Consider the following 23,844-nt stretch of genomic DNA (forward strand, 5'->3'; position numbering starts at 1 on the left):
AGTAAAAATTAGAAGCATGTAGCTTATTATAGAACAATAATGTATATATATTGTTCAATTTGTTAATTTTTATGGTTTAGCTAGACTGATAAAGGAGGGCTTGAATTTCTTTATTGAATAAATTTATTAGATTATTGAGGTTCGCGATGACAGTAGGGACCGAGAAGGTTGCAGCAGTGGCTATTTTTGATTTTGATGGCACTATAACCTATAAAAGTACCACACTCCCTTTTTTAAAATTTATATATAAAAAATCATTTTTTCTAAAATTGATGGCTAAATTACCTACGATTTTAGCTTATTACTCAAAAAGAATAAATATTGATCAATTAAATCAAGCCATTAGCACCACGTTTTTTCAAAATCTCTCACGGGACTTTCTTTATGAGGCAGGCCAAGAGTTTGCCACTCAAATCATTCCAACTCTTGTTAAGAAATCAGCGATGGAGTGTATAAAAAGGCATAAAGATCAAGGTCATTACTGTATTTTAGCTACGTCTGCTTATAACATTTATATTGATTATTGGGCTAAGAATAATGGGTTTGATGATTTAGTTTCCACCAAAATTGCTTTTAATGAAAAAGGGTTAGCGACTGGCTACCTTGATGGTAAAAGCTGTTATGGGACAGAAAAATTGCAGCAGGTTTTAAACTTAATTGGGACTAATACACAAGTTATTTATGCTTATGGCGATAGCTCAGGCGATATCCCACTTTTAAATTATGCGACTTTTGCTCATTACCAACTATTTAAATAAGCTATTATTAAAAATCAGTTGGCCTCTTTATTTAGCGCCTGTGCTAGTGATATAAACATTAAAAGTATGCCACTTAGTAAATAGGGCAATTTTGTTATTGAGGATGCCAAATAACCAATAATGAACGCAGCAAATAACCAGGCAAATCCAATGATACTATTTTGAATTCCAATTGTTTTTCCTTGCTCATGATCTTTTTTTAAACTAACAATTTTTGTCATATAAATAGGCGTGTTGCAGGCAATAGCCATTACAATTCCTATATTAAAAATTAAGAAAAGATAATAATAATTAGTACCTAATCCTGTTAAAATCATGCCCAATCCACCCATAACAAGACTAATTATAGATACAAGGCGCTCACCCATTATTTTTTTAATTGCAGGTAAAATAAATAATAAGGTTGCGATATAAATGAAAACGAGTAGAGAGAAGAAAAGCCCAACTCCTAGAGGCGTAAATTTCCACCGAATAATAATATATGGCGTAATGGCAAGAAAATATAGATACCATGCCAATTGTAAAATAAAGAAAGCAATGTAGCAGGTAATTAGGGGTAAAGTAAAAAATGTTTGCTTAAATTTTTCTTTACTCGTTGATTTTGATTTTTCAATATTTGAATTAAGAATTAAAAATATATTAACAACAACACCTATGAGCATTATTAACAAAGGCAAAGAATAATAATATAAGGGCACTTGGCCAGAAAAATTGACTAATACTCCACAAAGGATGGGTCCAAAGAAAAGACCTAAAGCGTTAGCAATTTCAAAATAGCGAAAAGACTTAAGCTTATCTCTAGAGGCTAAGGAAACCATAGAAAGCGCCACTGTTCTTCGTCCGGCCATTAAGCCATCTACCAAACGGCCAATAAAGAAAAGAAAAAAGATAATAGAAAATAGACTTATAAAGAACAAAATATAAGCAATAATACTGCCAATTAAGGCCCCAATAATTGCTTTCTTTCCACCTATTTTGTCAGAAATCACGCCCCAGACTAAATTTCCAATAATATTGCCAAAAGCATAAATACCCATTAAAAGTACATAGGCCTGCATTTTAAGTTCAAAGCTGCTAGTTAAAAAAAATCCTTGGTCAGAAAAAATAAGTGGCCCCATTAATGGGTTAATAATTCCAGAACCCATAGAAATAAGAAAAACAACTAAGAGTAAACTATTCATTAAATTCTTTAAGTGGGTAATGTAATTTTAATTGCTTCACGAGGTCACCTTCAATTAAAAAAATAATTAAGGTAATTGAATAATAAATATGCCACTGATAATGCCTCCATTGCTTAGGATTACTAATAATTTTTTTGATGCAAAATGCTAACCAGAAATACCACTTTAATAAAACCACTGGCATACTTTTTTCCAGTTGATTAATTTCCTTGAGAGGATAAGTTGATATAAATATTTTTAATTTTTGTAAATCTAATACAATTTGATTTTTATTGTATAATGTACACCAAGCAATAAGCGTATCTAGATAATCAGCATTTAAATCAAAAAAGCCTGTCGTTTCCCAGTCTATTACGCCAAAATTATGTTCATCTTGCCACAATACATTTTTTGGTTTCAAATCATTATGACATATGGCTTCATATTTTAAATTATCCATAGCCTGATGCAGTGTATTTTTGTTATTAATTAGGTAAGTGGAAATAAAATTTAATTTAGGAAAGAAGAAGCGTCTTTGTGTAATTGCTTTTATTAACCCCCAGAATTTTAGAGCTATAATTTGATGACCGATTTTTTTAAATATAGCCATTTTTTCTTCAGCAAATTGAGAGTCAAAAGAAAAAGAAGAGCGATGGATTATTGCAAGAAATTTAGCAATTTTCTCTACCATATTTAATGAAACTTCCTCATTTTCTCGCACACTGCCTTGGATAAATGGAAAAACGATAAATAAATTTTTACCCTTTTTTAATACACATTTTCCTTGAGTAAATACAGCTGGCGCGACATGATTAGTATAGAGTAGTTGTTGTGCAATATTTTCACTAAATGTTATAGATTCAATAATTTTATCTAATGCAATATCATAGTCTTTGGCATGCTCAGATTCATAAATTTTTTTGATAATATATTGATTGACACCGTCTGTTGCGAGATATGACTCATTTACATCTCCACCTGATAATTTGTTTATATTATTCAGTAAAGATAAATTAAAAAAATGGTTTATGTGTTGAATATCTTCGGCTGTAAGCATTCCCTACTATCCATTTTTATAAGTTGATTATATTAAAACGTATATCCATAGAGTGCTTACGGCATTCTTGGAATGAATTATGCAATCAAGCTCTGCTACAATTTAACACCTAATCGTTACATTAAATCTAATAGTATTTTGGGACAAAATCAGTCATTTGTAAAAAATAAATAAATTAGCCTAGGCTTTTATTTTGTTATTACAATCTCAAATTTCGTAATTAGCCAATTTTTGCTTGGCTTTTTTTAATCCTTCAAAAATTGGTTCAGAAATATTCTTAGGAAAGGATGTAGGTAGATTTTTTGCAACAACTTCGATAACTGTATCTGTTTTAGCTAACATATCATGAAGTATATGTTCAGCCCTTGCAACGGAATAATTCACAAATTTTGCAGTTTCTAGAAAATGTATTTGCTGCATAGTATGCCAATGATAATGGTTATGTTTGCTTTTTAAAGCCATAGCCATTTTGATTTTTTGACTTTGCAGTTGTTTTTTCTTAATAAGAGGATAGGCTGAGAGGATGTCATATAAGGGTGTTAAGTGATATTTTCCTTCTGGCTCAATAAATAGACTGAAATTTTTAGCATGTCCATCAATACCAGCAATCAACCAAAAAAAAATTTGGCTACGATAAAATAGATCTCGATCTTCAATAGCATTTGTAGATCCCAATAATAATTGCATTATATCTTTGATACCTGGTCCACCATCGGATTGATATTTTAAGTTATATGAAACACCTAATGCTTGACAAAGATCTTCTTGCGGTAAACGCATTAACCAACTTTTGTCACTCGATAAACGTCGGTCAAAGCGTTTGACTGATAAAACCTTAATTTCTTCAAAATAAAGTATTTCACAATCTGCAGCAGGTAAGCCATACGCTTTAGCGAGAAGAGAACATAACCATTCATTTTCACAACTGTCGCTTAAATCCATTTGTTGGTGTGCAATAAAACCAATAGGTAATTTAAAAATATGAGTTGTTGGTGTTTCTTGAAGAGGTTCGCACCAATGATCTTTATAATATAAAAATGCCATTTTTTCTTGTGCACCCGCAATAGAAATACGAAAATCATCATTGCTCATACCTAAAGGGTTCAACTGATAATTACGTAGAAGTGCTGCAATTTTTTGATCATTTAAACGTTTATATTTAATTTTTTTTTCAAATTCTAGGATAGGGCCTGCAATTAATTGTATGGCTCCCACGCACTCTCTCCCAATACTTGTTAATAAATCGAAAGGTTGATTAGTCGGTATTTGAAAGCGAGCTTGAATGCGAGCACGTATCTGTTGGTTATCAGGGAGAAGATTATCAAAAAAATTATAAACCAAATCATCACTATAGATTTGCTCAATGAGAGGTAAAGATAATGAAATGGGTCGTGCACCTGGTTGTGCTAACCAATCTCTATGGTAAGTAAATGTTAAAGCACCGTTAGACGTTTTTACAAGTTCCCCTACCAAAAGACCATTCATTAAAACATGAAGACGTTGAGATTTTTTTACCATTCCTCTTTCCATTGGCTTGTAATTTCAGTGGCGTCTTTTTTTGCAATAAATTTAATATCTATTTCAAGCGCTGACAATATCCGAAATAAGGTACTTAATTTTATATTTTCGCAATCATTTTCTATTGCAGAAATAGTCTTTTGCTTTAAACCAACTAAATTACCTACTTCCTGTTGGCTTAAATTAAGCTTTTTACGTTGAGCTTTTATAAAAATAGCCAATTCACGAGGAGAGTGTATAAACATATGTATCTTATAATTTATACCTTATAGAGGATATTATTAATTTTATACCTCGTAGGGTATAATGTCAATTTTACCCCTTTTAGGGTATAAATAATTCCTGCAATTATAAAAGAAATTAATTGGCCAAAGCATAAATTACAGTGTTAGCTTCAGCCAAATTGGATGTGTAATGGTATAATTTATTACACTCTTTACCTTTGCACTTTCTGCCAATAAGCTTCTTCAATATAAAAAGGCACAATTTCAGTTTGCCTCATTGAAAAATTGGTTTTTAAACCCATCTCTTTTTTGGCATATTGAACTTGGCTTGTATGTTTTAGTTCATTCATAACAAAATTGTAAGCACCAATTAGTTCGCCATCTAACTTATGATATAAGTCACGTGGAGTATTATAAATTTCTACATCAGGTATGGTACCTATCCCTTCTAAATATCGATCATGGTTGGAAAAGCCCCTAAGAATTGAGAAACGAAAATTGCCGAATTGCCAGGGTAATTTAAACCATAACGGATATCCTGTTCCTCCGCCTGTTTGAGCTCCCAGCACTTTACCTAAATGATTGGATGAAAAACTATCAACGAAAGTGTCACAGGCTGAAAAGCAACGTTCATTAGTTAAAATATATACCGGTTTATCATAAGCAGGTTTTTCTGTAGACAAAGGTTGAATGTCGTAATCAATCCATTCTGAATATTCAGAAATAGCTGGATCAGTTTGCTGAAAGAGTTCAGCGAGTTCCGGGCGAGCATAGATAGCCTGATATGAGTTTTTCAATTGGGCTTGATATCGTTTGACTTTTTTATTAATAAAATGAGCAATTACACTATCACCAATTTCACCATAACCACCGCCATTATTACGTACATCTACAATAAGTGCTTTGGTGTTTTTTAGAGTATCCATAACTTGCTTTATGAATGCTATATGTGCTTCATTTCCTGATTGATAATGCATCGAGGTTAGTGTTAATATACCAATGTTACCCGGTAGAATTTTAGTTTGAACGATATCAGATAATGACTGTCTATCTGAACTTGGATTTTGGTAATTAAGCCAGGGCAATTCAATCATTTTAACTTGTTGTGTAGCGTATTTTTCGATGGTTAGTTTTAAGTTATCTTTCGGGGCGGTTTCAAATTTATCCATGGCATGCATGGCTGAGGCTGTGCGTGATTGCAGCGCATAGGCGGTTGACGCTGACATCATTTTACCTTTTTCTTCGATATAAGCATCAATGGGTTGGTTATTGACTGCTAAAACTTTGTCGCCAGGCTCAATATCAACTCGGTAGGGCCACATTTTATCTTGCTCTATTTGAGAAATATAATAACCATCAGGTAGTTTTTTTACGCTGATGGGTGTATAAAATACTTGTTGAAGGGAATCAGGAATATAATTGACATGGCCATCGTGTAGACTAGAAGCTACACCAGTAAGAATTTGTTGAAATTGCTTGAAAGTGGTATTGTCATTTACTTTATTTTTAGCATCATTAATAATCGTCTGCCAATCAACACCGTGTTGCTCCTTTTTTATATCCCAATAACAATAAATATCTTTTGCCGTTTTAGCCACGTAATCAATAGCCTGCAGATATTGCTCTTTGCGAGAATCCGCTTTTATAGTTATAGGTGGTGTAGCATGGGTAAGGCCAATACAAGTGAGTAACAATAGTGAACACGGTAGATTGTTATAGTTATGCATATTACTTCCTTATATTAATAGCATCCTATTGCTTTTAACTAAGGAAAATAGTGGCATTAATTATCTAAAGCTGTCAATGCAAGGCAAATGTATGGTATTTGTAGAGAAAATTATGAATCAATTTTATATCTTGACTGGTCCGCCAGGTAGTGGCAAAACTTCCATATTAGCTGAATTATCAAAACAAGGTTTTCCAATTATTGAGGAGCCAGCGAGAAGAATTTTAGCACAACAAAGGTCAATTGATGGCGAGGGCGTTTATGATAAGAACCCCTTTTTATTTAAAGAATTAATGCTAGCAAAGATGCTCTCTGATTATGAAAATGCCTCACAATATGACCTAGTTTTTTTTGATAGGGGGCTTCCTGATTTGCTGGCCTATAGTAAATGTTTTAATTTACCTATTGGTTCAGAGCTAAAAGCAAGTTGTACTTATCAATACAATCCAACGGTATTTTTTGCACCAGCCTGGGAAAATATTTATATTAAGGATGCTGAACGGCAGCTCAATTTTGAAGCAGCTAAAGTTTTTGAAAATGATTTAAGACAGGCGTATGCAGAATTAGGATATCAATTAATTGATATCCCTCTACTAAGTGTTCCGGAGAGAGTCGACTTTATTCTAAATTTTATTCAGCATCCTTAAAGGTAAGTTAAACTCTTATTTAGCATTCGACGTATTTATTCTGTTTAATTAGAATTAAAAAAAACTCTTAGCAGGAAGGAATAAAAATATAATCTTTCAACCTTCATTTGGTAATAAATAAATTATAAAACTAATAATATAGCAGCGTTAGGCTGGGTGCAGGCCTACAAGGCCGAAACCCGGGTTCCACTTTGTTACACCCAGGCTACTTATACTACGCCATGCTAAACCCAATCTTAATTGATGACGTTCATTAGCTATTTTAATTTAAATTAGATTACAAAATCGTAGATCGGAACTCGCGTTATTTTTTTCTTTGCGTTTAAATTTAAACGATATCTGATTAAGCTCTTCGGTTTTTGCTAATAAATTATCAATTGGCTCAATTTCTATCATCATTTCTTCAATTTTTTTTAGCAATATTTCTTTTGATATTCTTTACTTGGGACTGCGCCCGCATACTCGATACCTTTTAGTAATCTAGCCTGATCAACGTACATAGGCTTATTACCATTGCTATCTACTCTAATATAAAAAAGGTCATGGTAAGTCCTTATGCCATATTGAGATTCTTTAACGCCTTGCGTAATTCCTGTTTCGAAGACAGCTTTTGCCGGAGGGATGGCTCGATGCCATCCTTGCTGTGGAACACCTGTATGTGTATTGGTAATACCTTCCTCAGGACCTGGGATAGCAACTTTTTTGACTAATGATTTTAGTAACTTCTCTAATAAATATTCATTATATTGCAGACGAACATTTTCGGGATCTTGATTATATAAACCTATATCATCTATCAATATTTGATCTTGATGCTTATCTTTACCTCCATTAATGACAGCTTCAATCAGATGCTTGTCTGTCTCAGATACATTTTTTCTGTAAATAGTTTGTTTATCTCATCTTTTTGATTAGTAAGTTTAAGGTAGATATAAGCTCTTTGATCAATCTCATATTTTTCTAAGAAATCACTAATTGTATTAATTTCTGGCAAATTTAATTCCTGTTGTTCATTTAAAATACAGTATAATATAAATTTTTATAGTTAATTAAAATGTATTATAGAATTTCAAAATGTAAGCTTTAAAGATGTTACTTATCAATAAGTTGCTCATAAATAAAAATAACTTACTTAAGCTAAGTTTTATTGTATATGCTATTTACAGTATTAAATTAAGAATTCTTTTTCTGAAGTTTATTTCCTCTTACTATAAGTTATTAATTTTATCGGCTTTTGCTGTTTCAATAAGTGAATAGTAATTTAATAGTATTAAGTAATGGTGGCTTTTAAATATTCTCTACTTTACGAAAGAACTTGTTATGATATGGACATTATTTGCTATATTTTTTTGGTATTTAATTTATCGAGAATTAAAAGCGACTATATGCAGATTTCTAGGATTTCAAATAGATATTGCAATACCTGTATCTAAGGGATATCTGTTGTTGTTATTTATTCTCGCTTTGTCATGTACGTGGATTCCTTTATCACGCTGGCACTTTCAGCGCTATCTAACTAATATTGCGCGGCAGTTATCACAAAATCCAGCAGCTGTTGTTCATTGTAATACTTTATTTGATACGATATTTGATGAAGAGGTAGGTGTAGCTGGTCATGCAGATATTAAGAAAGGCTTTATAGTTATACAGTATCCGAAATGCAAATTATTAAGAGACTATATTAGTCATCCTGAACAAGCAACGGTAGATGAGCTGATTAGCTTAAACATATTAACGCATGAAAGCATGCATGTGCGAGGCGAATACGATGAAGCGAAAACTGAATGCCAAGCAGTGCAGAGAAATTTTCTTACCGCAAAGTTACTTGGTGTTCCTGCTTTAATTGCTAAAGAGAATGCATTAGATTATTACGCGCGTGTTTATTTAAAGCGTCGTGATAGATATTTTTCTAAAGATTGCGCTGCTGGCAAAGCTTTAGATGAACAATTACCTGATTCTATTTGGTCTGAACAATAACGTTTTGCTACATCTCAGTAAGCCTAAGCCGGCCTTGGCCCAAAGATAAAATAGCTAATCTGCAAAACCTTGATTACGCTGTGCTGCATCAGGGCTACTTTACTTAATAAAGTCATGTTAAAAACAGTAAAACATCGCAGATTAATTTCGTATTTTATATTACTTCTCTATATACTCTTTAACTAGTAAGTTAGAATTATAGTCAGTTTGTTACTATATAAATCTAGGTGTGCTTTGTGAAACAACTTTTTTTAACTACAGCAACTGTACGCTGCATGATAGGGCTAATTCAAGGTACTATACTCTATTTTCTATTTGCGGTTAGTCAAAATAAAATTCAGTGGTTAGTTCTTAATCCTTATATTTTTCTACCTATGCTCATGATTACTATTTTTGTTCCACTGCTTATTATACAAGGACTTGCTAGCTTACGTTTTAAAACGATTAGTATGGTAAGTCTCTTAATTACTTTAGTTATAATAAGAATTGCTGACTATGCTGTTTATAGGCAGATCTTACCCAATTATGATGGCTTGCCACTAACATCTATGATTTTTTCCATGCAGTTATTTTTTCTGACTAGTATCGTCTTATTTATTACGCAATCGTTAGTATTAAGTAGTGAGCAGGATCAACGCTTGGTGGCTAATTATGCGACTTATTTTAATATGGCATGGAAGTTAGGGGTACAAATTATATTTACTATAGTTTTTGTAGGTGCTTTTTGGTTACTCCTAGCTTTAGGTTCTACTTTATTTCATTTAATTCACTTAACTTTTTTCGAATATCTAATTACTCAAGCTTATTTTGCTATGCCGGCGACAACATTTATAATAGCAATTGCATTGCATATTACTGATGTTAATGTACGTGTTACTCAGGGTATTCGGGCACTTTGTTTAACTTTATTATCTTGGTTATTACCGCTTATTGCAGGCATTATAAGTTTATTTTTAATAAGTCTTTTTTTTACAGGCTTATCGCCCTTATGGCATACAGGTCATGCTAGCGCATTATTACTTTTAGCGGCAGTTGTATTAATCATTCTTATTAATGCGGTTTACCGAGAAGGTGCTTATGATAATAAATCCTTATTCTCTATACAGAACTGGGCAGCCACCTTGTCTTGTTATTTGTTAATCCCACTTATAAGCTTAGCTATTTATGCACTGTATTTACGGGTACAACAATATGGTTTATCAGTAGATCGTATTTATGCTGCTGTATGCATGGTAATAGGTAGCACGTATGCAGTTGGTTATACATTATCAGCACTTTTTTCTAAAAACAGATTTGTATTCTTTGCTTACTGCAATATAGCAACAGCTTTTTTAATTCTCATTATTTATTTGGCTTTACATACACCCTTAGCTGATCCAGTACGACTGTCAGTAGCTAATCAATTATTGCGTCTTCAGACGGGAAAAGTGACGCCAGAAAAATTTGATTTTGCAGCACTTCGTTATAAGGGGTTACGTTTTGGTCAGCAAGCATTGCTAGAATTACAAAATACTTGGCAAGGACCGCAGAGAGAATATGTACGCATTCATGCTACGGAAGCTTTTAAATTAAAGTTAAAAGCTTATCCTAATAGTGGAGAAAAGCCTAACCCGCTAATTATTCATACGGCTAATGGTAAATTACCGTCGTCTTTTCTTAACCAACATTGGCTTGCTATGGAAGGTTCAATAAATATTCCTTTTTGCTTATCGAATGGAATGGGAAAATGTGATGTTTGGCAAATGCAAGATTTGCAAAAAAATCCACTCATCTTAATTTTAGAAAATGGTACATTTACTGGGTTTAAAAAAACGACGAGTGGTCAATGGACTGCTATAGGTTATTGGTTAATTCCTTATAAATGTAGTGAAAAAATACGTAAAGCAGCAGTTGCCGGAGAATTTAAATTAGTCTTACCGCCACCGTCTAATCAGGATATTGAAGTCATGGGTGTCTCAATGAGTTTTAATCAAAAAATTGACAACAATATTTGTAATAATTAAAGTAGCCTTGATATAGCGAAGCGTAATCAAGGTTTGAAAAAGTAATATTAGACCTCTTGCCTAACTGTTTATTTTACGCAATTGCTGTGTTGCAAGGTTTTCTCCGGTGCTCATTTACGCCATGTAAACTCCTCAAAACCATTGCGTCTTGCACTCACAAAAAATAAACTAGTTAGGCAGGAGGTCTAATATTTTAAATCCTCTGATCAAGTTCGGCGCTAATTTGCATAAACCAGTTATTTAGGAAGAAAACTGATGAAATGTTATATGCTAGCCACTGGTAGTAATTTATCAAACATCACCTGGACAACTCCTAACTTGTCAGTCAATCAAAGCGCTTTTTTCACTAAAAATTTTTTCGAAAGAATTAAATTAGATATTCTTTCCTTTTTAGAAAATTTAAAAATAGATGCATGTTATGGTTGTGAAAGAGAAGGGTATTATTTATATGGTCAAAAAACATCTTCTAATTTTTACGCTCTTGCTTGTAACATCCAGTTAAATAAAAAACAATTAACTTATCTTTACCATCATCTCTTTGAGTGTCACTGTAAACCGGCCTTAATTGCTGCTGAGCTTTCTAAATATGTACAAGATTACCAATTGCTACAAGCACAAGCTGAGCTAGAAGAAATTCAAGAAATCATAAGGAAAAATATTGAAAGAGTAATTGTTAAAGGTGAAAAATTTGAGAGTTTAATGGCTAAGGTGGAAGAGCTCAAACAAAGATCTTCTCAGTTTAAGCATAAGTCTAAGATGAAAGAACTCACTTCTTTTGAACCTCAAGATTATCTTGAAACGCAGGCTCAAGTTAAGGTAGAAGAAACGCCAGAAATATTGCTAAAAAAAATTGAAGAAATGATGATAGAAATTGAGCCAATTGATAATTTATTAGCAAAAACCGAAGAGCTTAATCAGGTATCTTTTAAATTTAAACGCAAAGAAAAAAATAACGCGAGTTCCGATCTACGATTTTGTAATCTAATTTAAATTAAAATAGCTAATGAACATCATCAATTAAGATTGGGTTTAGCCTGGCGTAGTATAAGTAGCCTGGGTGTAACAAAGTGGAACCCGGGTTTCGGCCTGGTAGGCTTGCACCCAGCCTACCAGTGTGATAGCGCCTACCAACTGTAGTCTTTATAAAAATGATTCTCACAACCTATATTAATGTTGCCACTAATAATCTATCGTAATGAGTCACCCCAAGTTTACTTTACTTTAAATTGTTATTGATTTAGTTTAAATTTAGAAAATCAAGATTAATTGGTTTTTTATTAGCATTCACTGCAGTTGTAAAAAATTTACCTTTAGTATAAATATCATTGTTTATATAAATAGTTTGTTTAAATAAACATCTAGCTTTAGATATACGTTCCAATTCAACACTTACTTTACATGTCTTATTAATTGTTAAAGGAGCGAGGTAATCTATCTCTGCTCTATAAATTACTAAGAAGATGCCTTGTTGGGTAAGCTCAAAAAAATTAATCCCTTTTTTATCTAAAAAAAGATGTCTGGCATGTTCAAAATAATGTTGATAGACAGCATTATTAACAATACCCTGAATATCACACTCATAATCCCTAACTTGTAATTCAATTTGAAACAAAACTTAATCCTTCTTTCACTAAATTTAATATTTTAAGAAAATAACCAATGTATTACTGGGATTAAGCGGAATCAAGGTTTAAGAAATAAATAGTTAAAGTATCTGAGCAAAGCCTTGAGCTAGATTTGCTAAGCGAACAAGTTAAGTTAAATTAGAATAAGCAAGTATTTAACAATTTTGAGCAATACATGACATGCAAAATATGCGCATGAAAATGGTTCTGATAGATATTCTTGAAAAAAAGTTATTATTGTGAGTGTAATTTTTGTCAAAGCGAGAAAGTAGAGCTAACCCCTTTATATCTTGAAGGTTTAGTTTAATATTTTACTCTTATTTATCATTCAGCTATCTTATTGTTTTTGAGGTCTGATTGTATTCGCCTCTTTCCCTTCCTCTTCTGTCTTTAACTCTAGATCCCAATCTTCCTCTCCCTCATTTACAACTGGCTTTTCTATTTTGGAGGCAGTAAACGATCTTGGTTTTAATACGCCACTAAAATGGCTAACTGTAAGGTCTTCTTCGAAATTTTCTACTTTTTGCGGATTAATGGCTAAAATTTCTTCATTTTCTAAGAAGTTTAATATGGCTGGATCGTTATATTGTAGATCGTCATGAAGAGATTGGATGTTTTTATGGATATTGTTAGCTACCGAGTGATTTAGAGGCATATCTGAAAGCTCTTGAGCTTCTGCAACGCAAACAAGGTTGCTCAGATCCTCAATAAGTTTCCGCATAATTCCTTTGTATATTCCAATATTACTAGTAGTGTTTGAGCTTTCAAGATTTGCTAATTTTCCTTCAAGAGTTTCTTTTAAATTTTCTAATTCTGCTACCTTAACTACCACCTGAACCTTACTTTTACCCATATATCTCTCCAAAGATAGATATCTTATCTCTTAAAATATTGTATGACTTGTGAATAACTACAATTAAGTTAGTATAAATATCTTTTACTATGCTATTAGTATAGAATAAAAACAATATGTATCAAATATTATCAATAAAGCCATAATAAATGAATTAAACTCAATAAACCTTGGTTATAGTACCACCTGGCCTACTTCGCCTATTCTTAAAGAATAATTTATACTATCTATCAATTTTCCATGAATATCGTAAATAGGTTACAAGGAGGTAATCCAGCTATGAAAATTAATGATTTTCTGGGCGCATCAGCCGAGGGTTTCCATCGAGTTGTATATACTGAATGGGGGCAACCTGCCTCAGCAAAACCTACTGTGTTTTGTGTTCATGGGCTTCTTCGTAACCGACACGACTTTGATGCTCTGGCTAATTTTTTAAGTCTGCAAGATTATCACCTATTTTGTCCTGATATTGTTGGTCGTGGCGATAGTGAATGGTTCAAAAATCCTCAGCATTACAAATTTGAACAATACATCGCAGATATGACGGCTCTTATTGCTAGATCATCAGCTACTCAAATTGACTGGATTGGCACATCAATGGGCGGATTGATTGGTATAATGATGGCAGCGATGCCCAATTCTCCTATTCGCCGTTTGGTGCTAAATGATGTTGGTCCTCAAGTGCCACTGCATGGTTTGCGACGCTTAGCAAAATATTCCGATACACGTATTTCCTTTTCTAATAAAGAAGAAGCTAAACAATATTATCAAAAAATCTATGCAGATTTTGGTAATTTAAGCGAAGTTCAATGGATTGAATTTACAGAGCACAGTATTAAACTGCGAGATGATGGCAAATACATTGCCAAATGTGATCCCAATATTGCGCATAATAAAACACCCACCCAATTTATGTGGGAACTCGTACAGCACCCTCACAAAACATTAGAAGGTATCTTTTTCGATATTGATTTATGGTCTATTTGGCAGCAGGTTACATGTCCTGTACTTATCATTCATGGTCGCCATTCAGATATTTTATTGCCTGAGCACATCACTAAAATGCAAGAGACCCATTCCCATACAGATTTGCTAGAAATAGAAGATGCAGGTCATGCGCCAGCATTATTAGAATTGGCAGAGCATGAAAAAATTAAAAACTGGTTAGAAGCATGAGTAAGAATTTTAAACATAGCGTATCCTTATTTACGTGTTACTGCATTAAGGATACGTTAGTTTGCTTATAGAATTGAGGCTAGAGAACAAAAATTAATTATTTGTCAAATCATCAATTTTTTCACCTGCTTTTTGTGCAGGTCCTTTATTTTCAATTTTGTCTTTAATATTTTGCACAGTATTATCAACTTTTTTACCTTTTCTTTCAGCAGGTCCTTCCTGGCAACTAGTTAAAAAGAATACGCTTGAAATTGCAACGCAGACAATTAATTTTTTAAAAATTTTCATAATTTTCCTATTTAAATTAAGTATAACCTGCCATACCAACTATGGTTAAAAAATCGCATCAGAGTATACAATCTTGCTAAGTACAAAGAAAATAAAATTAATTATTTTCATCAAAATTAAGACGGTATTTATTCTAATAATATTTTAATTTGATTAAATATCGTTTTATTTTTTTAAATATTGCTAAAGGTTAAGCTGATATTAGTCCAATTTAAAGGTAATTATAAAAAGCAATTTGACTTCAGAATTTTCTAAAAATAATCAGGAAGTGCAATAATATGCTTGATTACGCTACGCTGCATTAAGGCTACCTTCTAATTTGATTACATATTAGGCTTATTAACAGTTTTGATTTCCTCATCAATTTTAGTTCTTAAATTAATAAGACTAGGCTTTTTTTGGGCATCCTAGCGCAATTAGTGGTAACATAGCCTGTTTTATCTTTAAGGTAACTATAACTATGAATCTACTGCAGTCTAATAAAAAAGTTATTGTATCTTTCCTAATTTTTGTTGGTGTAATGATTGGTTTGCTTTATACGAAATACTATTCTTTTAAGCAAACAGGCTACATTTCATTTTTTGAAAAAGATAAAAAGTTAAAACAAGCTATCGCCATTTATCAAAAAGCAGCGGCAGAGCCTTGGGAGAGACTACAACCTAAGCAATTATTACAGTTAGGCGTTACAGATAAAAGTGTTACCTTGCTACGTAAACGACTACAATTGATTGGCGATCTTTCTAATTCTACTAATGTTAATAACTCTAATTTTGATCATGAATTAAAAGAGGCAGTTTCTCTTTTCCAGCAGCGTCATGGTTTGGCTGCTAATGGCATAGTTGATAAACCAACATTAGCTGCTCTTAACGTTCCACCTAAAACGAGATTAAAGCAGTTGCAAGCTAACATCAATCGCTGGGAGGATTTTGCAAAAAAACAAAAAGGACATTATCTTTGGATTAATATTCCAGCTTTTCAAGCGCAGCTTGTTGAACAAAATAAAATAACTTTAAAAGAATCTATTATTGTCGGAAAGCCATCGCATCCCACCCCTGAAATGGCTACGGAAATTACAGACGTGATGTTAAACCCTTATTGGATTGTGCCTTCTAGTTTAGCTAAAAAAAATATCATTCCCAAAACAATACAAGATGCTAACTATTTAAAAAACCAAAACATTCGTATATTTGATGCTACTAATAAAAAGGAATTGTCATCACAGGAGTTAGACAATTTGCAATTAGATAGAAATCCCGATAATTATTTTTTTCGTCAAGAACCAGGACCAAAAAATCCTTTAGGGCAAATCAAATATAAAATTACCAATTCTCAGTCTATTTTTCTGCATGATACGAACGCTGTAGATCTTTTTAAAAATCATAATAGGGCCCTTAGCTCAGGCTGTATAAGGTTGCAAAACCCATTTAATTTATTTACTAAAATTGTGCAAAATGATCCATCTATTCATAAAATATCTTCTAACATCAATAAAATATTAGAATCAGGCGAGCCTGTTAATATTAAATTAAATAAACCTCTACCTGTTTTAATTACTTATTTAACTGTTTGGGTGGATGAAAAAGGTAACCTTAATTTTAGAGATGATATTTATAAACAAGATATAGGTTAAATCTTTTCAGATTTATAGGGATTGTTTATTGTGGGCAAAATAAGCTCATTATGATATAATTTTTTCTTTTCGCAATAATAATTGCATTTAAATTAAATCATCAAATGAGTATTATATGTTTATAAATAAACTTAAATTGTATTGTTTTGTGGTATTAATTGCAGGTAATTATTCAGTTTTTGCAAAAACAAATACAGATAAAGAGATTGATACACAAATTAATATGTTGTATGAGCAAAATCCTGTTTTAAAAGAGCAGAATGTTTGTAGTAAAACAAATGATCAGGCGGTTACTCTTAAAGGTTGTGTGCAGAATTCTGCAGAAAAAGAATTAGCGGAAGATTTAGCAAGCTTAGTTGAATATATTAATAAAATTGATAATCAGATTAAGATTAATCCTAATCTTCCTAATACTAAAACTAAAGCGGCAGTATCGGATTCATTATCGGATGCTTTAATTAGTGGATTAATTCATACAAAGTTAATAGTTAACCAATCAATTAATCCATCCAATTTGCATGTTAAAACCTTAAAAGGAATCACTATATTATCTGGCAGTGTTTCTTCTCTAGAAGCGAAAAAATTAGCTTATAAAATAGCGCTTGAAACTAAAGGCGTAGTTGATGTGAAAAATAAACTAAAAGTCCACCCTTAATTTATTAAATGTAGGCCGGGCCTTCGCCCGCCATCATAGATAAGTCCCTAAAATTGAGTATAATTTCTATTTTTAAAGGACTCTATTTTACAAACTAAGAGGGAGCATGCAGTATTTATTAGGATTTCATAAGTGGTCACGAAGTTTCACTGAATATTTAAAAATATAAATATGGAAATTAATCTAGACAAAATTCATTGTTAAGGGTAATATGTCAATAAGCAAGGAAGAAAGTTTATTGTTTATTATCTCCAATTCGTTGTTATATATATTACTCGACGTCCTGAAGTTTCTAAGTTTAAGTCTACTTTTTCACTGCTCAAAGCCCTTAAGGCACATTTAAATTAATTCAGGATATTATTATGTCTAATACAAAAATTGGAACCGTAAAGTGGTTTAACGAAACTAAAGGTTTTGGCTTTATTGAGCAAGAATCTGGGCCAGATTTATTTGCTCACTTTAAAGCGATTGTAAGCCCTGGTTTTAAAACCCTAGCAGAAGGTCAAAAAGTAGAATTTGTTATATCTCAAGGTCCTAAAGGACTTCAAGCAGAGAATATCGTAGCTATTTAAAGATAGCCTTGAAATTAATTCCGTATTACATTTAGTAATACGGATTATTATTATAATCAATTACATTTGATATGAGCTTACCCAGCCATCAATTTGAGCATCAATCTGCTTAATACTTTGTAGAGATTGAGATTTAGAAGGCTTAAATTTAGAAAAAAATTTTATATTATTATGATTGGGTACTAAAGAGATTTTCTCTTCTAAAGCAGGTAATTGTTCACTTAATTCTCTTAAGGTATCTTTTAAATAGTAGAAAGATAACTTACCTTCTGAAAAGCGTTTTTCAAAATCTTTTAACGTATCTTTTACAATATCATATTGATTTGCCAGTACTGCTAAGGATTCTTTTATAATTTGATATTCCTTGTGAATATCAAGTGCTGTATAGGCGTCAATGATTTTTTGATAGTATCCGTCGTCTTCCTCAGTTTTTAATATAATAGGACAAATATCCGCTAAATCTTGTATTTCTGTTTGTGTAGTTATAAAAAAATATTTGTTATCTTGATTTAAATTTTTTGTTTTAATTTTTTCTTCAATAGCAGATACAACCGAGTGTAAATTTTTATCTTCAGTTAAAAAGCACCGCTGTCCAACAATGATTTTCTGGGAGCTTAAATCTCTATGTAATTGAATATAGTTTTTTTGTGAGCCTTTAGATGTGTCAATAAACCATACTTCATCAAATAATTTTAATGCCGATGTGAAAGCTTGAGCATAATTTTTTAAGCTTTGATTGAGAGTAGGTGAAGAAATAGGTTCTTCTTCATGTATATTATTTTGCGTTTCATTTAGGTAATGTAAATATTCATCAATAGAAAACAATGCGATCTTTCTAAAAGGTTTAGGCAACAAATTGGTGCAGGAGTATTGCAAGGTTTTAAAAAATTCAATAGCCTGTTCAATACAAGGCCTATCTTTAGCCTCATCATCTGCCATATGATAATAACAATATTTATACAGTTTATAATAAAGCTGAACTTCTTTTTTTGCTAAATAATAGCCATTTAAATCTAATAAATGAAGAAAGGTTTTGCCAAGCGCATAAATATCAGTTGCTTCATTATAGTGTGTTTTAAAAAGTAATTCGGGTGCTACGTATCCCATAGTATAAATTTCTTTTTCTTTTTTTAATGCAAAAAAGCTTTTTTTTGTTGAGCCACCTAAGTCAATAATAGTTGCTTTATTTTTACTGAAAGAATAAAAAATATTTTTTGGTTTAAGATCTTTATGGATTATACTTTTATCCTTTAATTGCTTATATTCTTTTGATACTTGCAAGATAATTTCAATCCATTTGCTCATGGGTAAATTATAATTGCTGCGAGCTAATTCATCTAAATCTATACCCTCAGCTAGTTTCATTAAAAGATTTGCTTGATGAAGGGAGCTTGAAGTGGCAGCGCCATGCTTATTTCGTGTTTTTTGAGATTTAACAAAATAATTTTCTTTATGTATAGGCAATGTTCGTTCCAGATACCCTAAAGCTAAATTAACTTTCCGCAATAATAAGTATTCGTTGTGTTTTTTATCAACGGCTGTTAGCTTTAAAACAGCCCATTCACCTGATTTAATATTTTGTACTAATTTGACATAGCCAAAACCGCCAGAACCTACATGTTTACTACGTTGAACGCCATAATAAATAGCATAATAATTTTCATCAAAGACAATAATGTCATAGGGTGTATTTAACGCTGTTTTTTTAAATCGCTGTGCGAAATGTTCTCTTCTTAAAGTTTTATGAGCTGATTTTTTAATGATCTCAATGTCTTTAATAACTCGCGTAATTTGTTCGTTAGTTAATAATTTATTATTTGGGGAAAGATGCTCTAAATTTACTTTAAGTGGAATATGAGGAATAGTAAATTCATCAATCATTGATGAGGGCATTAGAACACTCCTGTGTAATAGTTAATTTTATTGTTTTCATTAAATATAGGTCAGTTTTATCTAAATAAATAATAATGAAAATTAGATTGACTATTTTCGTAACGTGATTATCAAAATACATAGATATGGAGCAATCATAATCACTCTTAGAGTGTATTAAGGGCAATTAGCTGTATTAATTGTATATTGTATAAATAACGAATTAAACGTAAGTTTTAATTATAAGTACTGTAGGCAAGAGTGACGTGTAGAGCTGTTAATTAACAAAACTTATGTTATCCAACATTCATTTTATCAGTTGTGTTATTGTTAGGATCACTTTCTTTAGTTAATTCAATTTCAACAATATTTATTTTTTTATTTTCACTTTTTTTAAAAAAAGCTATTGGACTATTATAAGTTATTTGACCTAAAATTTTTCGAATAAATTCACGTCGTTCAGGGGAACTAATTGTATGACGTAACATATCGTCAAATCCTTTATGAAAATCCCAACAGCAAAGAGGTATGCAGCCAATTAATTTAGGTGGTTTGGGCTTATTTATAAACTTGGTACTGGTCTCGGTACCGCGGGTATTAAACTTTAAACCATCTAATTGTTTATTTTCCAGACTAGACATGGACTTAATAAATTTAGTAAAGAAGCATTCACCACTAAAATAATAAAATAAATTTTTTTGCGAATTTCTTTTTAAAGTAATGTTATATATTTCACTAACGATATCACCAATTTTAAACATTATATCTGCGGCCTCAAGTAAGCGCGGATGTTGGCTTTCGTTACTCATCATATACATTCTTCGCATAAGAATTACTTGAACAGGCTCTTTTTTTCCTTCCTTAAGTTGTATTCCATCGAAAACTATATAAGCATATAAGCCTTTCTCATCATTGTCCTTAGCTAAAAAAGGTATTTTTGTTTTGTTACGAGGATTCTCTAATTCGTATGCAGCTAAAACGCGTCCTTTGCTATTTAAAATAATATAACCATAGGGGTCATATTGAGCAAATTGAACTCTTAAAATCTGTGTAGCATCAAAATTAGCTTTACTACTACGAGTTGCGGTTGTTTCGGACTTAGAAAGCATGCTAACTACCTAGAAGTTACTATCTTATTGGTATTTTAGCAATGAATTATTAACGTAATATTAATATTTTTAAAGGATATTTAAAGACAAAAAAATTTGAAAATTAATATTTATCAGTAAGTTATTTTTAACTTAAAATATGTATAATTCAAAGAGTTATTTCCTTGGCTGTAAAATATATAAATTATTTAAATTTTTTCGAAAAAATTGAATATTGTTAAGAATAATAGTAACTATATATTAAACCCTTTTTTCTTGAAAATTTATTCCAATAAATAAATATCATAAAGGTTAATTGGCTATATTAAAAATCTTTAAAATACGTTAATAATTTATGTTAATTTATAAATAATTGTCCATAACCTAGATTATTAAAGGTTATATTATTAAATTCTAGAACTATATAGTAAGCAAAAAAAATTACTTATAAAACTTGACTATGACGTTACGTCATAACTTAACCTTGGCAACAAGGAGGCAAATATAATGAAAAAATGGTATGCAAAAGAGTTAGCGATTCTTGCGCAAGTTTCAGTGCGTACGTTGCATTATTATGACAAGATTGGCTTACTTAAACCTAGTTTGCGCCAGAGTAATAATTATCGTTTGTACTCCGAAGCTGATTTATTAAAGTTACAACAGATTATTGCGCTTAAATTTTTTGGTTTTGAGTTATCGCAAATCAAACAATTACTTAGTAAAAATGATAATGTGCTGCAGAACCTTGCCCTGCAATCTAAATTCTTGCAGCAAAAAGCAGAGTCATTATTGGCAGCAAGTTCCATTTTAGATCGCATGTCTTCTGAATGTAGCGCTAATAAATCTATTCCTTGGGAAAATGTGATTGAATTAATTGAGGTATATAAAATGACGCAACAACTTGAAGATGCTTGGGTTAAAGAAATATTTACGCCTACAGAGCTTAAAGAGTATGTAAAATTTGAAACAGAGTTGAAATCAAATTCAACGCCAGAACAAAAAGAAATGTTTGAAAAAAAGTGGTTTAATCTGGTTAAAGAATTTAAGGATAACTTACATAATGATCCAAACTCTAAAGTCGGTATTGATTTAGGGAAAAAATTAATGGACTGGGTGAACAATCTATATGGTAAAAAATATGCACATTTGAGAACTAAAAAATTTGAAAAAGGTTTTGCAGAAGGAAAAGGACTTGAGCAACATGGATTGAATTCAGAAATTGTAGCTTGGATGGACAAAGCCATGGATGCTTATTTAAAGCAGCGTGCTTATTCTATACTAGATAATTTTGGAAAAATTTCTTTACCTCAATTATTGAGTGATTGGAATCATTTGATGGATGAAATATGTGGTGATCAGATTGATAAAAAAGCTACTATTATTGCCCTTGCTTTAGAAAATGAAAAAATTAGTCAAGAAGCTAAAGAATGGTTAAAAGCTAATTTTAATTTATAAAGTTTTAAAGCCACGACTTTCTTTATAAAGTTGTGGCCATTAAAAATTAGAAGCTTTGAAAAAAACCAAATCATGTACGTTATATTTGACTTTTTCCTAATCCAGTAACTTAAAAAGCGCATTTTTTTGGCAAAATAGCCAAAGAATTTATCAAAATAAACAGAATTTAATGGTCGGAAGCTGGAAAATGAACTATAAACGTATCTTATGTTTGTTTTTTGTAGAATCATTTCATAAACTAGCCTCTAATCTATCAATCAGTTATTCTCAATTTATCAGGATGTACCTAAGTTACTCAGAAGGAATTAAAGGAGAGAAATATGGGAGGAGAGTTAGAGCGTTATCAACAGGAATTGGATACAGCGACTAAACCTATCATTGCCCGCTCTGTCCATTATCAAAAAGTTATTTCAGAAATAAGAAAGTTATTAAAGGATTATTTTTTTAATGAGAAACGCATTCAAAAATTAAGTGAACCTGTTAAAGAAACGGAACTCGTTTTTAATTATGATCAAATTAAAGATCCGATGGAATTCTGTTTGGTTGATGAATTTTTTATAGAAAATTTAGCGTTAGCTAACGGTTCAAGTTGGACAACTGCTTTTGATGTTCATATTGCCAATAGTAATTTAACCATAGAAATCCAACCGGAAAAAGGTCTTTACATTTTTAAACCTGAAAAGCCTTATACACCTATGGCCCAAAGCTTTATGCAGCAGTTTACTTATGCTTTGGGTGTATATCGATTAAGTTTGGGTATTTATGAAGCCTATGCTCCTATCTTAAATCATGTAGAATTACAGCAAATACAAACTTTCAAAAATTATATAGACTCAGCGCAAAACGCAAAAGAATTACTGCAAAGAGACGATATCGACTTACTAGCTTTATATCGACAGACTAAGTCGTTTAAAAAAGAAATCTTAAGCCACCTTAAAAGTGAGAAGATACATCAAGGTATTAATATATTTAGAGCTGATCTAGATAAGCTTACGTCGCAGTTAACTCAACTATTAGAAGTCGGAGCAGGTTATTTAGAAAATTGTTATAAGGTGTTTCCTAATGATCCTATCCTATGGATGTTTCATGATCGAAGCTGGCATGGCTTAATAAAAAACATGGCAGCTCTTTTATATGCTAATTATTATGCTTCCTATACTTTAAGTACCACCTTAGAGATTAAAAAAGAGTTTATTGCATTGATTAAAAATGAATTTGAGCAATTTAATCTTATTTCCTCAGAGAAGCTAGGTTTACTAAAAATTGAATTACTACGAAAAGCAGCAAAAATTATTAGTGAATTTAAAGTTGATCTACAAGCTAAGCTTGCTCTGCAAGGTATTGAGATTATAGAGGCACCGGTAGTTAGTATGTTTTCTGGGACGGCTAGGCCTAGTATGTATCAATTAATGGCTGAATACTATACAGCATTTATACCAGGGGAAAAAAATACCTCCGGTGAGACATTTAGTAATGTAAAGCTATAGTGGACAGCCTTTTGGGTAAAGAGCTAACTTGTAATTTTATTGACTAAGTGGTTAGCTCATTTCTATTTTAGGA

General features: G+C 31.7%; 22 protein-coding genes. 11 read left to right on the plus strand and 11 right to left on the minus strand.

What is annotated here, in order from left to right:
* Nucleotides 1-146: 146 nt before the first annotated feature.
* Entirely contained in the window at nucleotides 147-758 is a 612-nt protein-coding gene (locus DYH30_RS05440) for an HAD-IB family hydrolase (RefSeq protein ID WP_115330674.1), read from the plus strand.
* A gap of 14 nt (nucleotides 759-772) precedes the next feature.
* Here DYH30_RS05440 and DYH30_RS05445 read toward each other — a convergent pair whose 3' ends face one another.
* The 5 genes from DYH30_RS05445 to DYH30_RS05465 all read right to left on the minus strand — a co-directional run bounded on the left by DYH30_RS05445 (nucleotide 773) and on the right by DYH30_RS05465 (nucleotide 6,444).
* Nucleotides 773-1,939 (minus strand): MFS transporter, encoded by a 1,167-nt coding sequence (locus tag DYH30_RS05445; RefSeq protein WP_115330675.1) that lies wholly within the window; start codon nucleotides 1,937-1,939, stop codon nucleotides 773-775.
* Nucleotides 1,932-2,975 (minus strand): aminoglycoside phosphotransferase family protein, encoded by a 1,044-nt coding sequence (locus DYH30_RS05450; RefSeq protein ID WP_115330676.1) that lies wholly within the window; start codon nucleotides 2,973-2,975, stop codon nucleotides 1,932-1,934. The genes DYH30_RS05445 and DYH30_RS05450 overlap by 8 nt, the downstream gene beginning before the upstream one ends.
* Nucleotides 2,976-3,182: 207 nt before the next feature.
* A complete protein-coding gene (locus DYH30_RS05455) occupies nucleotides 3,183-4,493 on the minus strand; it encodes a type II toxin-antitoxin system HipA family toxin (RefSeq protein ID WP_115330677.1) in 1,311 nt (436 codons plus the stop codon).
* Nucleotides 4,487-4,738: a helix-turn-helix domain-containing protein gene (locus DYH30_RS05460; protein WP_115330678.1), complete on the minus strand. Its 252-nt coding sequence runs from the start codon at nucleotides 4,736-4,738 to the stop codon at nucleotides 4,487-4,489. The genes DYH30_RS05455 and DYH30_RS05460 overlap by 7 nt, the downstream gene beginning before the upstream one ends.
* A gap of 191 nt (nucleotides 4,739-4,929) precedes the next feature.
* On the minus strand, nucleotides 4,930-6,444 hold the full coding sequence (locus DYH30_RS05465; protein WP_115330679.1) for a S41 family peptidase: 1,515 nt from the start codon (nucleotides 6,442-6,444) through the stop codon (nucleotides 4,930-4,932).
* Nucleotides 6,445-6,535: 91 nt separating this feature from the next.
* Here DYH30_RS05465 and DYH30_RS05470 point away from each other — a divergent pair, with 91 nt between their 5' ends.
* The gene (locus tag DYH30_RS05470; RefSeq protein WP_160116159.1) at nucleotides 6,536-7,090 is read left to right on the plus strand and encodes an AAA family ATPase; all 555 of its coding nucleotides are present in this window, start codon (nucleotides 6,536-6,538) and stop codon (nucleotides 7,088-7,090) included.
* Nucleotides 7,091-7,503: 413 nt separating this feature from the next.
* Here the strand turns inward: DYH30_RS05470 and DYH30_RS05475 are convergent, their stop codons facing one another.
* Nucleotides 7,504-7,890, minus strand: a complete 387-nt coding sequence (locus tag DYH30_RS05475) for a hypothetical protein (RefSeq protein WP_115330681.1) — start codon at nucleotides 7,888-7,890, stop codon at nucleotides 7,504-7,506.
* Nucleotides 7,891-8,410: 520 nt separating this feature from the next.
* Between DYH30_RS05475 and DYH30_RS05480 the strand changes: the two genes are divergently transcribed.
* From DYH30_RS05480 to DYH30_RS05490, 3 genes are all read left to right on the plus strand, one after another.
* Nucleotides 8,411-9,067 carry a hypothetical protein gene (locus tag DYH30_RS05480; RefSeq protein WP_115330682.1) on the plus strand — a complete coding sequence of 219 codons (657 nt, stop codon included), beginning with the start codon at nucleotides 8,411-8,413 and terminating at the stop codon, nucleotides 9,065-9,067.
* 236 nt (nucleotides 9,068-9,303) lie between these two features.
* Nucleotides 9,304-11,070: a DUF4153 domain-containing protein gene (locus DYH30_RS05485; protein ID WP_115330683.1), complete on the plus strand. Its 1,767-nt coding sequence runs from the start codon at nucleotides 9,304-9,306 to the stop codon at nucleotides 11,068-11,070.
* A gap of 255 nt (nucleotides 11,071-11,325) precedes the next feature.
* Nucleotides 11,326-12,060: a hypothetical protein gene (locus tag DYH30_RS05490; RefSeq protein ID WP_115330684.1), complete on the plus strand. Its 735-nt coding sequence runs from the start codon at nucleotides 11,326-11,328 to the stop codon at nucleotides 12,058-12,060.
* A gap of 247 nt (nucleotides 12,061-12,307) precedes the next feature.
* Here DYH30_RS05490 and DYH30_RS05495 read toward each other — a convergent pair whose 3' ends face one another.
* Nucleotides 12,308-12,682, minus strand: a complete 375-nt coding sequence (locus tag DYH30_RS05495; RefSeq protein ID WP_115330685.1) for an acyl-CoA thioesterase — start codon at nucleotides 12,680-12,682, stop codon at nucleotides 12,308-12,310.
* Between the two features lie 350 nt (nucleotides 12,683-13,032).
* Entirely contained in the window at nucleotides 13,033-13,548 is a 516-nt protein-coding gene (locus DYH30_RS05500; protein WP_115330686.1) for a hypothetical protein, read from the minus strand.
* A gap of 279 nt (nucleotides 13,549-13,827) precedes the next feature.
* Between DYH30_RS05500 and DYH30_RS05505 the strand changes: the two genes are divergently transcribed.
* Entirely contained in the window at nucleotides 13,828-14,724 is an 897-nt protein-coding gene (locus DYH30_RS05505) for an alpha/beta fold hydrolase (RefSeq protein ID WP_115332506.1), read from the plus strand.
* 93 nt (nucleotides 14,725-14,817) lie between these two features.
* Here the strand turns inward: DYH30_RS05505 and DYH30_RS05510 are convergent, their stop codons facing one another.
* Nucleotides 14,818-15,012 carry a hypothetical protein gene (locus DYH30_RS05510; RefSeq protein WP_115330687.1) on the minus strand — a complete coding sequence of 65 codons (195 nt, stop codon included), beginning with the start codon at nucleotides 15,010-15,012 and terminating at the stop codon, nucleotides 14,818-14,820.
* Nucleotides 15,013-15,472: 460 nt separating this feature from the next.
* Here DYH30_RS05510 and DYH30_RS05515 point away from each other — a divergent pair, with 460 nt between their 5' ends.
* The 3 genes from DYH30_RS05515 (at nucleotide 15,473) to DYH30_RS05525 (ending at nucleotide 17,869) form a co-directional block, all read left to right on the plus strand.
* Nucleotides 15,473-16,642 carry a L,D-transpeptidase family protein gene (locus DYH30_RS05515; RefSeq protein WP_115330688.1) on the plus strand — a complete coding sequence of 390 codons (1,170 nt, stop codon included), beginning with the start codon at nucleotides 15,473-15,475 and terminating at the stop codon, nucleotides 16,640-16,642.
* A 115-nt stretch (nucleotides 16,643-16,757) separates the two neighbouring features.
* On the plus strand, nucleotides 16,758-17,297 hold the full coding sequence (locus DYH30_RS05520) for a BON domain-containing protein (RefSeq protein WP_115330689.1): 540 nt from the start codon (nucleotides 16,758-16,760) through the stop codon (nucleotides 17,295-17,297).
* A 362-nt stretch (nucleotides 17,298-17,659) separates the two neighbouring features.
* A complete protein-coding gene (locus DYH30_RS05525; RefSeq protein WP_115330690.1) occupies nucleotides 17,660-17,869 on the plus strand; it encodes a cold-shock protein in 210 nt (69 codons plus the stop codon).
* A 60-nt stretch (nucleotides 17,870-17,929) separates the two neighbouring features.
* Here DYH30_RS05525 and DYH30_RS05530 read toward each other — a convergent pair whose 3' ends face one another.
* The gene (locus DYH30_RS05530; protein ID WP_115330691.1) at nucleotides 17,930-19,762 is read right to left on the minus strand and encodes a protein kinase domain-containing protein; all 1,833 of its coding nucleotides are present in this window, start codon (nucleotides 19,760-19,762) and stop codon (nucleotides 17,930-17,932) included.
* Between the two features lie 275 nt (nucleotides 19,763-20,037).
* Nucleotides 20,038-20,850: a hypothetical protein gene (locus DYH30_RS05535; protein WP_115330692.1), complete on the minus strand. Its 813-nt coding sequence runs from the start codon at nucleotides 20,848-20,850 to the stop codon at nucleotides 20,038-20,040.
* A gap of 486 nt (nucleotides 20,851-21,336) precedes the next feature.
* On the opposite strand from DYH30_RS05535, the gene DYH30_RS05540 reads away from it, so the two are divergent.
* Complete coding sequence (locus tag DYH30_RS05540; protein WP_115330693.1) at nucleotides 21,337-22,284, plus strand: MerR family transcriptional regulator; 948 nt, start codon at nucleotides 21,337-21,339, stop codon at nucleotides 22,282-22,284.
* 320 nt (nucleotides 22,285-22,604) lie between these two features.
* Complete coding sequence (locus tag DYH30_RS05545; RefSeq protein ID WP_115330694.1) at nucleotides 22,605-23,771, plus strand: hypothetical protein; 1,167 nt, start codon at nucleotides 22,605-22,607, stop codon at nucleotides 23,769-23,771.
* The last annotated feature ends 73 nt before the right edge of the window (nucleotides 23,772-23,844 follow it).

It is taken from the genome of Legionella busanensis (genome assembly GCF_900461525.1).
Lineage (GTDB): Bacteria > Pseudomonadota > Gammaproteobacteria > Legionellales > Legionellaceae > Legionella_C > Legionella_C busanensis.

Excerpts from the sequence above, each read along its gene's own strand:
- DYH30_RS05480 (WP_115330682.1), top strand. The coding sequence starts at position 8,411 with ATGATATGGACATTATTTGCTATATTTTTTTGGTATTTAATTTATCGA.
- DYH30_RS05455 (WP_115330677.1), bottom strand. The coding sequence starts at position 4,493 with ATGGTAAAAAAATCTCAACGTCTTCATGTTTTAATGAATGGTCTTTTG.
- DYH30_RS05490 (WP_115330684.1), top strand. The coding sequence starts at position 11,326 with ATGAAATGTTATATGCTAGCCACTGGTAGTAATTTATCAAACATCACC.
- DYH30_RS05450 (WP_115330676.1), bottom strand. The coding sequence starts at position 2,975 with ATGCTTACAGCCGAAGATATTCAACACATAAACCATTTTTTTAATTTA.
- DYH30_RS05510 (WP_115330687.1), bottom strand. The coding sequence starts at position 15,012 with ATGAAAATTTTTAAAAAATTAATTGTCTGCGTTGCAATTTCAAGCGTA.
- DYH30_RS05445 (WP_115330675.1), bottom strand. The coding sequence starts at position 1,939 with ATGAATAGTTTACTCTTAGTTGTTTTTCTTATTTCTATGGGTTCTGGA.
- DYH30_RS05520 (WP_115330689.1), top strand. The coding sequence starts at position 16,758 with ATGTTTATAAATAAACTTAAATTGTATTGTTTTGTGGTATTAATTGCA.
- DYH30_RS05515 (WP_115330688.1), top strand. The coding sequence starts at position 15,473 with ATGAATCTACTGCAGTCTAATAAAAAAGTTATTGTATCTTTCCTAATT.
- DYH30_RS05505 (WP_115332506.1), top strand. The coding sequence starts at position 13,828 with ATGAAAATTAATGATTTTCTGGGCGCATCAGCCGAGGGTTTCCATCGA.
- DYH30_RS05470 (WP_160116159.1), top strand. The coding sequence starts at position 6,536 with ATGGTATTTGTAGAGAAAATTATGAATCAATTTTATATCTTGACTGGT.
- DYH30_RS05545 (WP_115330694.1), top strand. The coding sequence starts at position 22,605 with ATGGGAGGAGAGTTAGAGCGTTATCAACAGGAATTGGATACAGCGACT.
- DYH30_RS05460 (WP_115330678.1), bottom strand. The coding sequence starts at position 4,738 with ATGTTTATACACTCTCCTCGTGAATTGGCTATTTTTATAAAAGCTCAA.
- DYH30_RS05525 (WP_115330690.1), top strand. The coding sequence starts at position 17,660 with ATGTCTAATACAAAAATTGGAACCGTAAAGTGGTTTAACGAAACTAAA.
- DYH30_RS05540 (WP_115330693.1), top strand. The coding sequence starts at position 21,337 with ATGAAAAAATGGTATGCAAAAGAGTTAGCGATTCTTGCGCAAGTTTCA.
- DYH30_RS05465 (WP_115330679.1), bottom strand. The coding sequence starts at position 6,444 with ATGCATAACTATAACAATCTACCGTGTTCACTATTGTTACTCACTTGT.
- DYH30_RS05440 (WP_115330674.1), top strand. The coding sequence starts at position 147 with ATGACAGTAGGGACCGAGAAGGTTGCAGCAGTGGCTATTTTTGATTTT.
- DYH30_RS05535 (WP_115330692.1), bottom strand. The coding sequence starts at position 20,850 with ATGCTTTCTAAGTCCGAAACAACCGCAACTCGTAGTAGTAAAGCTAAT.
- DYH30_RS05530 (WP_115330691.1), bottom strand. The coding sequence starts at position 19,762 with ATGCCCTCATCAATGATTGATGAATTTACTATTCCTCATATTCCACTT.
- DYH30_RS05500 (WP_115330686.1), bottom strand. The coding sequence starts at position 13,548 with ATGGGTAAAAGTAAGGTTCAGGTGGTAGTTAAGGTAGCAGAATTAGAA.